This is a genomic window from Aquirufa sp. (genome assembly GCF_044377215.1).
Lineage (GTDB): Bacteria > Bacteroidota > Bacteroidia > Cytophagales > Spirosomataceae > Aquirufa.
The window spans coordinates 40,283-55,425 of sequence record NZ_JBILJM010000010.1 but is presented as its reverse complement, the minus strand read 5'-3'; the positions used below and the strand labels follow the sequence as shown (position 1 = coordinate 55,425).

General features: G+C 43.0%; 13 protein-coding genes. 9 read left to right on the top strand and 4 right to left on the bottom strand.

All coding sequences use genetic code 11. The features are described from left to right. Positions 1-47: 47 nt before the first annotated feature. The 7 genes from ACIQ6T_RS05095 to accD all read left to right on the top strand — a co-directional run bounded on the left by ACIQ6T_RS05095 (position 48) and on the right by accD (position 8,606). The gene (locus ACIQ6T_RS05095) at positions 48-2,282 is read left to right on the top strand and encodes a DUF5916 domain-containing protein (protein WP_395784825.1); all 2,235 of its coding nucleotides are present in this window, start codon (positions 48-50) and stop codon (positions 2,280-2,282) included. Between the two features lie 22 nt (positions 2,283-2,304). Continuing rightward, the gene (locus tag ACIQ6T_RS05090) at positions 2,305-2,814 is read left to right on the top strand and encodes a DUF2911 domain-containing protein (protein ID WP_395784824.1); all 510 of its coding nucleotides are present in this window, start codon (positions 2,305-2,307) and stop codon (positions 2,812-2,814) included. A gap of 122 nt (positions 2,815-2,936) precedes the next feature. Then, positions 2,937-3,305 carry a response regulator gene (locus ACIQ6T_RS05085; protein WP_395784823.1) on the top strand — a complete coding sequence of 123 codons (369 nt, stop codon included), beginning with the start codon at positions 2,937-2,939 and terminating at the stop codon, positions 3,303-3,305. A gap of 4 nt (positions 3,306-3,309) precedes the next feature. Beyond that, the gene (locus tag ACIQ6T_RS05080) at positions 3,310-4,080 is read left to right on the top strand and encodes an MBL fold metallo-hydrolase (RefSeq protein WP_395784822.1); all 771 of its coding nucleotides are present in this window, start codon (positions 3,310-3,312) and stop codon (positions 4,078-4,080) included. A 3-nt stretch (positions 4,081-4,083) separates the two neighbouring features. Next, positions 4,084-4,734, top strand: coding sequence for an HAD family hydrolase (locus ACIQ6T_RS05075; protein ID WP_395784821.1), 651 nt, complete (start codon positions 4,084-4,086; stop codon positions 4,732-4,734). 20 nt (positions 4,735-4,754) lie between these two features. Next, positions 4,755-7,679: a T9SS type A sorting domain-containing protein gene (locus ACIQ6T_RS05070; RefSeq protein WP_395784820.1), complete on the top strand. Its 2,925-nt coding sequence runs from the start codon at positions 4,755-4,757 to the stop codon at positions 7,677-7,679. Between the two features lie 81 nt (positions 7,680-7,760). Continuing rightward, positions 7,761-8,606, top strand: coding sequence for an acetyl-CoA carboxylase, carboxyltransferase subunit beta (gene accD, locus ACIQ6T_RS05065; protein WP_395784819.1), 846 nt, complete (start codon positions 7,761-7,763; stop codon positions 8,604-8,606). A gap of 70 nt (positions 8,607-8,676) precedes the next feature. Here accD and ACIQ6T_RS05060 read toward each other — a convergent pair whose 3' ends face one another. Both ACIQ6T_RS05060 and ACIQ6T_RS05055 read right to left on the bottom strand, forming a co-directional pair. After that, complete coding sequence (locus ACIQ6T_RS05060) at positions 8,677-9,507, bottom strand: zinc ribbon domain-containing protein (RefSeq protein ID WP_395784818.1); 831 nt, start codon at positions 9,505-9,507, stop codon at positions 8,677-8,679. Positions 9,508-9,547: 40 nt separating this feature from the next. Beyond that, entirely contained in the window at positions 9,548-10,642 is a 1,095-nt protein-coding gene (locus ACIQ6T_RS05055; RefSeq protein ID WP_395784817.1) for a Nif3-like dinuclear metal center hexameric protein, read from the bottom strand. A gap of 74 nt (positions 10,643-10,716) precedes the next feature. Between ACIQ6T_RS05055 and ACIQ6T_RS05050 the strand changes: the two genes are divergently transcribed. Next, positions 10,717-11,157, top strand: coding sequence for an NUDIX domain-containing protein (locus ACIQ6T_RS05050; RefSeq protein ID WP_395784816.1), 441 nt, complete (start codon positions 10,717-10,719; stop codon positions 11,155-11,157). Here the strand turns inward: ACIQ6T_RS05050 and ACIQ6T_RS05045 are convergent. Next, positions 11,102-12,520 (bottom strand): sodium:solute symporter family protein, encoded by a 1,419-nt coding sequence (locus ACIQ6T_RS05045; RefSeq protein ID WP_395784815.1) that lies wholly within the window; start codon positions 12,518-12,520, stop codon positions 11,102-11,104. The two genes, ACIQ6T_RS05050 and ACIQ6T_RS05045, sit on opposite strands and share 56 nt — an antisense overlap. 63 nt (positions 12,521-12,583) lie before the next feature. On the opposite strand from ACIQ6T_RS05045, the gene ACIQ6T_RS05040 reads away from it, so the two are divergent. Further along, the gene (locus tag ACIQ6T_RS05040; protein WP_395784814.1) at positions 12,584-13,825 is read left to right on the top strand and encodes a D-alanyl-D-alanine carboxypeptidase; all 1,242 of its coding nucleotides are present in this window, start codon (positions 12,584-12,586) and stop codon (positions 13,823-13,825) included. Here ACIQ6T_RS05040 and ACIQ6T_RS05035 read toward each other — a convergent pair. Next, complete coding sequence (locus ACIQ6T_RS05035) at positions 13,808-15,127, bottom strand: APC family permease (protein WP_395784813.1); 1,320 nt, start codon at positions 15,125-15,127, stop codon at positions 13,808-13,810. The two genes, ACIQ6T_RS05040 and ACIQ6T_RS05035, sit on opposite strands and share 18 nt — an antisense overlap. Positions 15,128-15,143: the final 16 nt, after the last annotated feature.

The following is a 15,143-nucleotide window of genomic DNA, read 5'->3' as shown; positions in this document are numbered from 1 at the left end:
GTGAAAATAACTTACCTTTGTTTTTCTGTTAGACCTATTTGAAACGCATGAATCGATCAATACTTCTCGTTTGCTGCCTATTAATGTTTGTTGGCATTGCCAATGCGCAAAAAATCAACGAACGATTCCAAGTAAATATCAAAAAAAGTACAGGGCCCATAAAAATTGATGGGGTGTTAAACGAAAACGCTTGGCTAGAATCTGCCGCAGTTAGCGATTTCGTCATGTGTAATCCTTACGATTCTTTGTGTGCTCAGGTTCGTACAGATGTAAAAATTGCCTACGATGACAAATACATATACATATCAGCGGAATGTTTTTTGAAAGAACCTGGGGCTTATGTAGTTGAATCCATGAAACGTGATTTTGGTTTTGGAGTAAATGATAATTTCTTGGTATTTATCGACACATTCGAAGATAAAACAACCGGTTTTGCATTTGGCGCTAACGCCGCTGGAGCCCAATGGGATGGCCAGATGTCGGAGGGCGCCAAAGTGAATCTGAATTGGGATAATAAATGGGAATCCGCTACGACCTACAAGACCGATTCATGGATTTTTGAAGCAGCCATTCCGTTTAAGTCGATCCGTTATAAGGATAATGTGAAACGCTGGGGCATCAACTTCTCTCGTTATGATTTAAAGGCAAAAGAAAAATCTGCCTGGGCACCTGTTCCACGTCAATTTCCAACAGCCTCGTTAGCTTACGCGGGAGTGCTTGTTTGGGATACACCTCCACCGGCTCCCAAAAAGAATATTTCGTTTATTCCCTATGTGTTATCGGGTGCGACGGCCAACTATGAATCGAAGGATCCAACGACCTTTCGGAATCAAATCGGAGGAGATATAAAAGTCTCAATTAATTCGGGATTGAATTTGGACTTGACCTTGAATCCGGATTTTTCGCAGGTGGATGTGGATCGCCAACAAACCAACTTGGATCGGTTTGAGTTATTTTATCCCGAGAGGCGCCAATTTTTTATTGAAAATTCGGACTTGTTTGATGGCTTTGGAACGGAGAGTATTCGTCCATTTTTCTCTCGACGGATTGGGATAGCTCTTAATCCCAAAACCGGAATTTATGAACAAACACCTATTACTTACGGTGCGCGCTTGAGTGGTAAATTAAATCAAGATTGGCGCATTGGGGCATTGAATGTTCAGTCGGAGCGCATCGACGCCAAAGGTATCCCAACGCAAAATTACTCGATGGTGGCACTCCAACGGAAGCTATTTGCTCGGTCAAACTTTGGTGTTTATATGGTTAATAAACAGTCATTTATTGATACCGAGTTGCAAAAAACAAATGGATTTCAGTCCTATAACCGGGACGTAGGATTTGAGTATAATTTAGCGTCCAAAGATAATTTTTGGACTGGCTCGCTTTTCTATGCGAATACAATAAGTCCGTTAAACAAAGCGCGCGACTTTTCTCAAGCGGCTTCATTGGCTTACGCGGATAACGATTGGGCTTTCTCGATTAAAGAACAGTGGGTCGGTGAGAATTATAACCCGGAAGTTGGCTACGTCCCTCGTGTCAACTACCTCGAAATTCAACCCGAAGCGGCCAAAATATTCTATCCAAAAAATAAAAACACCAATTTATTTTACACGACATTGAAGGTGATGTCCGTGTCTTTTTGGAACAACCAAGGGGCATATACAGATAACACAACGTATGTATCCTACAGTGGTACGATGAAAGATCGTTCGACCTTTGGCGTTTTTTATTCGTATGATTTTGTGAAGTTACAGTATAATTTCGACGCTACGCGAATGGGCAATACGGCGCTTTTGCGCGGTTCAGAGCATGATTGGTATGCGTTGAATATACGTTATGGTTCATCACCTATCAAAGCATTTACCTATTTATTGACCTCGCGTTTTGGTGGATATTTTGGAAATGGCTGGCGCACAGGGATCACGGGTGATATTGGTTATCGATTCCAGCCTTTTGGCTCCGTTTCGGTGGCGGTTGATTATAATGACATCCAGGATGTGGAAATTCCGGGTACTGAAAAGATGGCTGCCAAAAAGGTTTCCTCGCAGTTTTGGATTGTTCGCCCGAAAATAGATATTACATTTTCAAACAAATTGTTCTTTGCGACGTTTTTTCAATTGAACCAACAAACCAAAAATATCAATTTGAATGCGCGACTTCAATGGCGTTATAAACCAGCTTCGGATTTGTTTTTAGTGTATACGGATAATTATTTTCCGGAGACCTTTCAAATTCGGAACAGATCTTTGGTGTTGAAATTGAATTATTGGCTTAATTTGTAAAAAATTTAAACGAAATCGAATTATGAAAAAGTACTTAGTGATTTTAATGAGTGTGTTGAGTTTTGGTGCTTTTGCACAAAAAGCTCCTGCATCGCCACCAGCAGTTGTTATTCAAAAAGTGGGCAATACAGAAGTTATGGTTAAATACGCCAAGCCTTCTGTAAAAGGACGTTTGGTATTCGGTACGAAAGAACAAAAAGCGTTAGTCCCTTACGGAGAAGTTTGGAGAACTGGAGCGAATGATGCGACAACCATCGAATTTTCGAATGATGTGACAATCCAAGGAAAGCCGTTGGCAAAAGGAGTTTACTCTTTATTTTCTATCCCAGGAACGACGGAATGGACGGTTATTTTTAATAGCGATGCAAAGCAATGGGGAGCTTATACCTACAAAGCTGAAAAAGATGTGTTACGTGTTACTGGAAAAGTTAGCGAGCACGCGATGACCGAGCAATTCAACATCAGTGTATCTCCACAAGGACAAATTAGCCTAGATTGGGATAAATCATCTGTTTCTATCTATGTGAAATAAGTGATTCAAATTCTTTTTAAAAGCGACCTCAAAAGGGTCGCTTTTTTTATTGCTTAATTTCTTTTGTTTCCCTATTTTTACCCAATTGTGAGGTTTTCCTCCATCATGTATAACGTACTCCTATGAAAAAAGTATTGATCGCCGAAGATAGTTCTGTCATCCAAAATTTAGCGCGTAAAATTTTAGAGTTTCAAAATTTTGAGATTCATGCAGTTAAGAATGGCCAGCAAGTGTTAGACGAATTAGCTAAAGCTGATTTTGATGTGCTTTTATTGGATATCAATATGCCTGTGATGGACGGAATGGATTGCGCCAAAGCCGTTCGCGCACTCGCTGATTCCCAGAAATCAAAAATTCCGATGATTGCCATTACAGGTAATGCCCGTAATTATTCCATGGAAGATTTCAAGGCTGCTGGTTTCGATGATTTCTTGGCCAAGCCACTTAATTTTGACGCACTTGTTTCGACAGTTAAGTCATTAACTGAATAATTCGATGTCCCAGGTCCACGTAAGGTTTCTGGGTACAGGGACCTCTCAAGGGATTCCGATGATTGCTTGTTCCTGTGAAGTATGTCGCTCCACAGATCCATGCGATCAGCGTCTTCGCGTTTCCATGCATATTGAAACCGAAGGAAAAAGTTTTATTATTGATACGGGACCAGATTTTCGCCAACAAATCTTACGGGCGGGTATTCAGCGCGTAGATGCTGTTTTATATACCCACGAACATAAGGATCATACCGCAGGTATGGATGACATTCGTGGATTTAATTATGCCCAAAAGTCAAGTATTCCGCTGTACGCGCAAGCACCCGTTATCGAGCAATTGAAGCGGGAATTTGCCTATGCTTTTGCTGAGGACAAATATCCAGGTGTACCCGAAATCGAAGTGCACGAAATTGAAAATCGGCCATTTACCATTGCCGGCGTCTCAATCATTCCCATTTTAGTTAAGCATTATTATTTAGATGTGCTCGGCTTTCGTTTCGGAGATTTTACATACATCACGGATGCTAATTTTATTTCCGATGAGGAACTTGAGAAGGTAAAAGGGTCCCAAGTTCTTGTCATAAATGCACTTCGAAAAACGACGCATATTTCACACTTTACGTTGGAAGAAGCGCTTGAGGTTATTGAAAAAATAAAGCCTAAAAAGGCGTATATAACGCACATCAGTCACATGATGGGTTTGCATGCCGAGGTTGAAAAAGAGTTGCCTCCCCATGTACACTTGGCCTTTGACGGATTAACTTTAGAGGTATAAGCTATGAATTTCCAAGCAGTACTTTTTGATATGGATGGTGTGGTGGTGGATAACTTGCCCTATCACGTAGATGCTTGGTTGCTTTTTTGCGAACGTAAAAATATACAGTTGACCCGAGAGATTTTTTATCAGGAGTTAAACGGGATGAATTCCAAAGATACTTTTGAATGGTTTTATAAGCGGGAGATGTCACGAGCTGAAATCGAGGTACTGGAGGATGAAAAAGAGCTCATTTACCGTGATTTTTACCGAGATCACATTAATCCTGCACCAGGGTTGTTGGTGTTTCTCCAAACATTACGCGCTCATGGAATTAAAACGGCATTAGCTACATCTGCTGGCCCGGGAAATATTGATTTTATTTTGGATGGCCTTGGAATTAGAGATCAATTCGATGCGATTATCGGCGGTGCAGAAGTGCGCAAAGGGAAACCAGATCCTGAAATATACGTGAAGGCGGCTAGCCTTGTAGGGGTTGAACCCGCACAATGCTGGGTAATTGAAGATTCCTTACAAGGCATCGCAGCGGGGCAGTCGGCCGGCATGCGGGTCGTAGGAATTAGTACTTCGCATACACCAGCGGAATTAGCACATACGGATGTGGTACGGCCAGATTTTGCCAACTTGTTTGATACATTATTAAATTGTAATTAGGACTTGCTTAACTTTATATAATGAACAGATTTTACTGCTTTTTGATTGGGTTTTGTTGTTTGGCTGGATCTGTTATGGGTCAAAAGAGCTTATCTATTGAGTTTAAGCCGGGCCAACAAGTCGAGGAATATACGCCTGAAAAGTCGGGAATTCATCGTGAATTACCAGATGGTTATTCCAAGCGAATTTTGGAAGAGTCAAAGAATCGGTCTGGAATGGCTACGTTTTCTACACAAGGCTCTCAAAGTTCGACACAGGTAATTGTGTCTTATGAAACGCCACCGCCAGCTAATGTAAAGGCAGTTTTTGAAAAAGCGGCAGGCGTATGGGCGAACACGCTTATCTCGGACGTGCCTATTCAAATTTTTGTCCGTTGGCGCCCACTTGCTACTGGTGTTTTAGGCAGCGCTGGTGCTTCCACCGTGGTACGAAATTTTGCTGGTAGTAATCGGCTAAATACATGGTATCCCATCGCATTAGCTGAGAAGATGTCACATCGTAACTTAAATGGAACAGATCCAGATGTTTTCGCGACGTTTAATTCTGATTTTTCAGATTGGTATATTAATACAGAAGGGGTACCTGCTATTAATCAAATTGACCTTTTTTCGGTGGTTTTGCATGAGTTTGGGCATGGTCTCGGATTTATCGGACAGCTCGGATTGAGTGATGATCAGAGTGAGGGAAGTTATGGTCTTCCGGGAATTTTTGATCAGTATATTAAGACAGAAACAGGTATTTCCGTTACGGATACCACCAAAATATCCAATCCATCCCTTGAATTGAAGACGGCGATTACGTCCACAAATCTCCAACTATCATCCCATAAAATTCTTCAAAATAACGGGGGTATCGTTGCGAATTTATATTCTCCACGAACGTATTCGCCAGGTTCAAGTGTGTACCACGTTGATCAAGCCACGTACCAGGTAGGTGATCCAAACTCACTTATGACACCTCAAATTGCACGCGGTGAGATTACGCATCAAGTAGGACCCATTGTAACATCCGCTTTCGCTGATTTTGGTTGGTATTCGACCAATATCATCGCCACAGATTTACCTGATTCGGAAAATACAACTTCAGATATCTCCATTTCTGCCACTGTTTATTCGGACACTTTATTGGCCGAAAATTCTGTCAAATTAATGCTCTCCGTAAACAAAAGTATTTTATCGGCCACATCGATGCCATTGACGCGAACTGGAAATACCTATACCTATAAATTGCCTCCGGCTTCTGGAGATCGGAATGTGCGGTATTATTGGATGGCTAATGAGCCGTCGGGGAAAAAGATCACAGCGCCTGCTGAGGCCCCGGTCATTGCAAACACAAAAATTGGCAGTTTTTTCGAGTTTAATATTGGTGTAGATACGGTGAAACCTAGAATGGTATATGCAAACCGACTGAACTACATTTTTTCTTCACAGACTACGATTCCACTGACTACGCTTTTGGCATCCGATAATATCGGCTTGAGTGCGGTTTATATGGAATATGCGATCAATAATGGGCCGCTGAAGCGTAAAGATTTTCAATTGGTTGCTGGTACGTCAACTACCTTTTCAAATTCCTTTAATTTTACCAGTGGCGAAATTAAACCCGGCGATGTTTTAAAATATCGGGTTGTTGTTCAAGATGCGGCCAAGGCTTTAAATACGGTTACAAGTCCGAGCAGCGGGTTTTATGATGTCAAAGTATTGGGTATTTTGCCCGTTGAGACCACGTACTTGCAAACTTTTGATACCAATTTGCCCGAATTTTATTTGAAGGGAATGGCTATTGGGAAGGCAGCAGGGTTTACTACTTCTGCTTTGCAAACCGCTCATCCATATGCCGATGGGTCGGAAGAATCGTATGATGGAGGAAATGGAACAGATAGATTCACGAATTCAGATGCCGTTTTATTGAAACCGATTAAGCTGAATGCGGTTAAATCCATTATGAGTTTTGATGAAATCGTGTTAGTGGAACCCGGTGAAGCTGGTGAAGCGTTTTTGAATTCCGATGGAACAATTAACCGTAGCTTCTTCGATTATGTGATCGTTCAAGGGTCAAATGATGGCGGATTGACGTGGTCTAATTTTACCAATGGATGGGATTCGAATGCTAATTCTATTTGGTTAAATGCCTGGAATAGTGCGGTAGATAATGAGGGTAATTCAACAGCAACGCCAACAGCCGCACTGATACGAAATCGTGAAATCAACTTACTATCCTCTGGCAAGTTTAAATCGGGTGATCAAGTGCTTATTCGGTTCCGTTTGCATGCGGACGTGGGTGCGCATGGCTGGGGATGGTCTGTCGATAATTTGAAAATTCAAGAACCAATTATACCTGTTGATTTAGATAAAGACGGCGTAGATGATTCCATAGATAAATGTCTTGGCACAGCTGCGGGGGCTAAAGTAGATGCCAATGGTTGTTCTGAAGTTCAAAAATGTGCCTTTAATGTGCCATTTTTATTTAAGCAGTCGGAGCAAGTTCTTGCCGTTACTTCTGAATATCCGGGGGTAACCTTCATTTGGCTTCGAAATGGAAACGTGATTCCAGGCCAAAGTTCATCTACCTTGACCACCACTGAGCCGGGAGTGTACACGGTAAAAGCGCAGGTGAATGCCGTTTGTGCGACGGGTGAGTCGAATGCGATTACGATTATTATTCTAAGTAATGAGCCGAGTGCGTTAGGGGCGGGCGTTACGCTTAGTCCAAATCCAACTACCGGTCGGCTGCGTGTACAGGCTAGCTTAGCGAGCGATGAACGAAGTGTGATGCTGCGTGTGTTGGATATGCAGGGGAAAGTTATGTTACGTCCGGAAACGATACCTGTTCAAGGCCAACTAGATTATATGTTGGACCTAAGCGAACAAGCAGTTGGTTCGTATTTCATTGAGCTTAGAACGGAAAAACGGGTGATTAATCGGCGTGTGATTTTAGTGAAATAGCTAGGTGGTTTTTTCCTTGCGAAGCTTTTTAATTACCTTTGCAGTTCATCCGAGTAATCGGTATCATTTAATTAATTGATTATGTCTTGGTTTACGCGAAAGGATAAAGGGATTCAAACCCCTACAGAGTTTAAACGTGATTCTCCAGATGGCCTTTGGTACCAATGTCCATCGTGTAAAAAAGCGCTTCACACACGTGAGCACCGCTTATTCGCCTTTACTTGTTCAAGCTGTAATTACCACGAAAAAATAGGTTCACAAGAATATTTTGAGTTGTTGTTCGATCAGTCTAGGTACACAGAAATCGACCCAATGATGAGTTCTGGTGACCCATTGAATTTTACGGATACGAAGAAATACACGGACCGAGTAAAAGCCACAGAGGATAAAACAGGCTTAAAAGATGCCGTGCGTGCGGCCTATGGTGAAATGAATGGCTTACCAATTACGATTGCGGCCATGGATTTTAGTTTTATCGGTGGTTCGATGGGATCTGTCGTAGGAGAGAAAATTTCACGCGCAATTGATTACTCGATAAAAACAAAAACACCTTTTTTGATGATTTCGCGTTCAGGTGGAGCGCGCATGATGGAGGCAGGTTTCTCCTTAATGCAAATGGCGAAAACATCGGCTCGCTTAGCCTTATTAGCAGAAGCTAAACTACCTTACATCTCATTGTTAACAGATCCCACTACCGGTGGAGTAACCGCTTCATTCGCGATGCTAGGTGATTTTAATATTGCGGAACCTGGTGCATTGATTGGTTTTGCTGGACCACGTGTCATTAAAGAGACGATTGGGAAGGATTTGCCGAAAGGTTTTCAAAGTGCCGACTTTGTTTTGGATCACGGATTTTTGGATTTCATCGTAGACCGTAAGGAGATGAAGGACAAACTAGGAGCTTTGCTGGCCATGCTCAAGAAGTAAGCTTTAATCAAAAGCCATAAAAAAAACCTGATGAAATTAATCATCAGGTTTTTTTGTGTTCTAACGCGAATTATTCTGCGACTGTTGCTGCTGCTGCAGTAGCTGCAGCGGCAGCTGCAATTGCAGCTTTTCCACGCGGTTTTTTCTCTTTTTCCGGTGCTGGAATTGGATCTTCAACTCCACCCAAGATACGTCCGCAATGTTCGCAAACGATTATTTTTTTCTTGTCTTTGATATCTGTTTGACGTTGCGGAGGAACAGAACTGAAACATCCACCACAAGCGCCACGCTTTACTAAAACAACTGCTAAGCCATTAATGGCGTTTCCACGCAATTTTTCGTAAGATTTCAATAGGCGTGCATCCACGCTCTTCAACGCTTTTTCACGATCTTTCAATCCTTTTTGCTCGTCTTCTTCGCTTTCGCTAATGATTACCTCAAGTTCTTTTTGCTTAATCTCAAGGTCTTTTTTACGTTCAAATAAGTTGGATTCTACCCCAGCAATCTCATCATTTTTGTTCAAAATTTTGAAATCGATTTCCTTGATACGCTTGTCGGCAATCTCCATTTCCAAACCTTGTAACTCAACCTCTTTCGAAATAGCTTCGAATTCACGGTTGTTACGCACATTCATTTGTTGCTCCTTGTATTTGACAATAAGCTTCTCAGAATCCTTTTTAGAAACTTTGTAATTCGCGATTTGCTCCTCGAATGACGCTATTTCAGCTTGAAATTTGGTTAAACGTGTTTCTAAACCTGCGATCTCATCCTCTAAATCACGAACCTCTTCAGGTAAATCACCTCGTACTTTCTTGATATTGTCTAAGGCTGAATCAATGGTTTGAAGCTTTAATAATGCTTCTAACTTTTGGGCAATTGTAGTTTCGGTAACTGTAGCCATTATTATTGTTGCGTTTGAAAATATTAATTCGCTCTAATCTCTAAGCAAGACTCACAGGATTGGTCTGGGTCATACTTTTCAGAACGGCAAAAGTACTAAAATTATTTGATAAATATTCATGGATGGTATCCTTTATCATGACTTCGGATTCATAATGCCCAATATCGCAGATCGTCAAGTGATTTTCTGCGTCAAAGAACTCATGATATTTAAAATCACCACTGATGTAGACATCTGCCTGTGTATGAATGGCATCGGCCAATAAGAAACTTCCCGCTCCCCCGCACAAGGCAATTCGTTTGATCGATTTACCCAACCAAGGCGTATGCCTAAAATAGGTCAATCCAAGCTTTTCTTTTACATACGATGTAAATTCGCTCGATGACATGGCCTGAGGTAATTCACCAACAAAGCCAGCGCCCACATCTTGCCACGAATTTCCCAAGGATGTTACAAAATATGCCACCTCCTCATAGGGGTGTGACGTGAAAAGTGTGCCTAATACGGTTGATTCGAGGTGTTTTGGGAATAACATATCCACTTTTAACTCTGCGACCTCTTCTGATTTGCCGACCTGGCCGATGGTGGGATTGGCGGTATCCGATGGAGTAAACCGACCGGTTCCCGCGCCTGAAAAACTACACGCCGAATATTCGCCAATATTACCCGCACCCACCGCATGCAATGCTGCGCGAACTTTCTCCGCATCCGCCTCAGGAACAAAATAGGTGAGTTGGCGCAATGCATCACGCATCGGACGCAAGACCTTACCGGCTTGAAGTTCCAGTTTTTGGGCCAACTGATAGCTGACTCCCTTAGGCGCATGATCTAAATTCGTATGCGATGCATAAAGCGCAATATCATTTTTGATAGCTAAAATGAGCGTCCGCTCCACATAATCTCGCCCAGTCAGTTGCTTAATTCCCTTAAATAAAATGGGGTGATGCGCCACAATCATATTGCATCCTTTGGCTATGGCCTCTTCGACAACAGCCTCCGTACAATCAAAACTGACCAAGACCCCCGTGACTTTTTGCGAACGGTTACCTGTCAACAAACCTGAATTATCATAGGATTCTTGCCAAGCGAGTGGCGCCCATGTTTCCATGGATGAACATATATCGTGTACCAGCATACCAAGTGATTTAGGTCGCACAAAGGTAGACATTTAAAAAAATAATGTATATTGAGATACGTTTTAATTACCACATGCGCTGTAGACCCGCCTTAGTTATCCTCGAAAATAATCACGTGTTAGTCATGAAGTACCAATACGGTACTAATTTTATTTACAATTTGCCCGGTGGAAATACAGATCCTGGGGAATCATTTCCAGAAACCGTAGCGCGCGAATGTTTGGAAGAGTTAGGTATTGACGTGGAAGTGGGCCCACTAATGCTCATGGGTGAAATTCAAGCAACAGATAAACGTCCCACATCACTTCATATCTTGTTTTCTGGCGAGATTCTTGGCGGAATTCCGGTGCTCCAACCGAATGAAACGACGGCTATGGAGGTGCTTTGGTTGCCTGTTTCCCAACTCAGCGACGTGCACATGTATCCAAACGTAGGTGTGGAACTGCAAGATTTAATCTTTACTCAGTCGCAGGGGAGATATGTGGGGACGATCGATCAGCCTTGGATCGATTAGGCCAAACGTAAGTTCCGAAAAGCAACCCCAATCCACTGGCCAATAAGCCATACCAAATCGACGGAATTTCCGTGGGTGCCATAAAATGAAAGTAGGCCCAGACAAATAAACCACCCAACATGCTTAGGTGACTACCCATCGCACTCGCACGTTTCCACCACAGACCCGCATTCAGCGGAATAAACAATGAAACCAAACTAAATGCTGACGCTTCTCCCACGAGCTCGAAAATATTTTGTCGGCTGATTGCCATCAATATACAAGCCCCCGTCACCACAACCACCGATATTCGGATGACCAATAAGACCGATTTATCGGATGGATTTTTCAATAAAGGCTTCCAAAGATTCTCCCCCAAAACACTCGCTGGTGCTAAAATCGCACCACTTGTCGTGCTTAACAAGGCAGATAATAATGCGCCTAAAAATAGAATCTGCATCGCATAAGGCGTAAACTTCATCACCAAATTCGGAATCAACAGCATATCGTCCTGCAACAATTCCGGATATAAACGCACTCCCACGAGGGCAATCATCAAGGGTAATAAGGCGATTGAAATGTACATGATGCCGGCAGTGATGCTGGCTTTAGCCGCGATTTTTCCGGTGGCGGCCGACATCACCCGTTGGAAAATATCCTGCTGTGGAATGCTCCCAAAACCGATCGTAATCCATGCCGCCAGATAAGTTAGCCAGGAGGTCGTCGTATTTTCTTTTGGGGTAAAGCGGAAAAAACCGTTGGGTTGCTCGGCTAAAAATACCTGCCAATCTGGAATTTTATCCCACATCAAATAGGCTAGTAACAAAAGCCCAGCAATTAAGATTAAATTATGGAGGAAGTCGGTGATCGAAATCGACCACATCCCACCCATCAACGTATACGTCATCACCAAAACAGCGCCGATCACAATGCCCCATTCCGTGGAAATTGGGAGTAATAAATGCATGGTCAATCCCAAGGCGACTAACTGTGCAGAAATCCAACCAAAATACGAGGGAATCATCACGAGGGCAGATAGCTTTTCTGACAACCCTCCAAACCGAATGCGGAAATAATCACTGAAAGTAAGGACGGGGAGGGGATAAAGTTTTTTGGCATAGATCATGCCCACAATTAGTAAACCAAGTGCTGCGCCAAAAGGCTCTTCAATAATGGATAGAACGCCGCCATGGACAAATTCGCGCGGCGCGCCGAGCAATGTTTCAGATCCAAACCAGGTTGCAAACGTGACCATTGTGGCCAAGGCATACGGCAAGGAACGACCCGCAAGCACAAAATCGCTAGCAGTATGGACTTTCCGACTGGCCCACCAGCCAACGACCAAGTTCAAAAGAAGGTAAAAAACAACAAATCCGATGAGCATCTACACAGAGCGAAAACGCGAAAATACAGAATTTTTGGTACCTTTAAAGACCAAATTTGACGCATGACTAAATTAACCTACCTCGTAGTTTTGTTGGCCTTCTTAAGTTCATGCACCTCGCTTCGCGTCAAAAAAGCCTTTCATTCAACCTCACTTCCCAAGCAATTCAGTGGCGTACTCATTGAAGAAGTTGCCACGGGAAATACCGTATTCACCTATCAGGCTGATCAGTTTTTTATGCCCGCTTCCAATATGAAGTTGGCCACCATGCTCCTCGCTAAACGAAATCTTTTCGATTCCATTCCGTCATTCAAATACTTTGAAACCGCCGATAGCCTGTTTTTCTGGGGCACGGGTGATCCTAGTTTATTTCATCCCAAACTAAAGGGCGATGCCTTATTAAAAAAATTACAAGCAAGCGCGAAAGTACTCGTTTATGCAGACGATGCACGTCACGTAAAAGCCTTAGGTGATGGCTGGGCTTGGGATGATTATAATGATGATTATTCAGCGGAAATTTCGCAATTGCCGCTGTACAACAATCAAATTAGTGTACAAAAAAAGGAGGGTGTTTGGCAGATTTCACCCAAACGATTTAGCCAAGATATACGCATCACCAAGCAAAAAGAGGTGTTGCGTGCGCGTGACTCCAACCACCTAGATTTGCCCGATACCACGGCCTATCCTAAACAAGCCATCCCATTTATGACCTCGGTGGAATTGACGGCCCGTTTATTAGCGGATACCTTGCAGAAATCAATCGTGACACAAACGCGCGCGATACCTGCTGCCGCAAAAATCCAGTATACGGGACTCGTCGACAGCCTAATTGTTCCCATGATGTATACGAGCGACAATCAAATTGCGGAACAATTGTTGTATTTAATCGCCGCGAAACGTGGTTGGACAGGGCCCACTGCCAAAATCATTGAGCAATTAAAAAAGGAAAATTCGGTGGTTGCCGACCTCCGCTGGGTGGATGGTTCGGGTTTGTCGCGCTATAATTTGGTGCGGCCAACAGACTTGATTCAGATCCTACGGGAATTGGAAAATGAGGTTTCCATGGAAAAATTGAAAGTGTTATTGCCGCAATCAGGACGATCAGGTACGATGCGCAATGTTAAACTCCATCACGGAACGGCTTGGGCTAAGTCGGGCTCATTTGGAAATACGTATGATCTTTCTGGTTTTTACCAGGATGCCAAAGGCAAGATGTACCGCTTTAGTATCCTATCAAATTTGGCCAATCGGTCGGTTGCTGCGAGTAAGGCGGATGTGATTACGTTGTTAAACGCGCTTCGTTAAAACGAATGTATAAATTACATAACTGACGAGCATGAATAGTCCTACGAAGGGTAGGCTACTCAAGTTTTGCACCAAAGTCCCCACTAGAAATGCAGTTGAAATAAATACCAATAACCAGGGTAAAAATGGATAGGCCCATACGCGATATGGTCGGTGAAGCTCAGGCTCAATTTTTCGCAAGCGAATCAACGAAGCAAATCCTGCCAAATAACTAGCTACAAAAAAGAAGGTTGCAATATCTGAAAGTCGGTCACTAATAGCCTTGCTACTAAACAAAAATAAACAGGCCGTTCCCACCGTCAAGTGCGTGGCAAAGGTTGGACTACCTGCCGCATTCACACGTGAAGCTTGCGGAAAAAATAAGCCATCGCGGCTCATGGAGAAGATCACCCGCGGAGCAAACATGACCTGTGTATTTAAAATTCCCAGGATACTGAGCATTAAAAAAGTGGTAATCCACCGACCGGCTCCCGGTCCAAAATAGTGCCCAATCGCGTCAGAAGCCGCTAATTTGCTTTGGCTTAAATCAGCAAGTGACATCGTGTATAATATCCCTGCATTGATCAAAACATAGATAATGGCTACTAAGATGACACCAATAAACATGGATTTGGGCATGGTGTTTACGGGGTCTTTATTTTCCTCCGTAAAATAAGCAGCGGTATGCCAACCGTCAAATGCATAGAAAATGGATAGTAGGGCTGCTAGAATTCCCGACCAGAGGGTACTCTGACTTGGAATTGGTGCATTTTCGGCCCAAACGCCCCCTTCACCATACCGAAAACAGATACCAATAAAAAGTAGTAAAGCGACAGCTTTAATTCCACTTAGCCATTCTTGTGACCGGCCAGCCAGGATGACGCCTAACTGGTGAAAACTCCACAACACAACCAAAATCCCTATCGCACAATAGATAACATAGGGTTCTAATGCGGGAATCAAAAGCCCTAAATATTCACTAAACGTATAGGAGCCGAATCCTAGCGCACTTACGGTTCCGAGCCAAGAACTTAGGCCCACAATAAATCCGACATACCTACCAAAGGCGCGTTCTGCATACCCATACCAAGCACCTGCTTTGGGAATGGATAAGCTTAATTCCAAAACGCAACTCACACCTAAAAGTGCATAGATGGCCACAGCTATCCATAAAACGATAATGAGAAAGGGATTGTGTAATTGCTCTGCAATGGGCCCTGGTTTGCGCAATATGCCTGTGCCCACGGTGCCACCTATCGTAACGGCGATGCTAAAGCTGGTGCCTAATACTTTCCAGAGTTGGTTTGTTGAATTTTTCTTCATTTGTATGAAGCAAAAA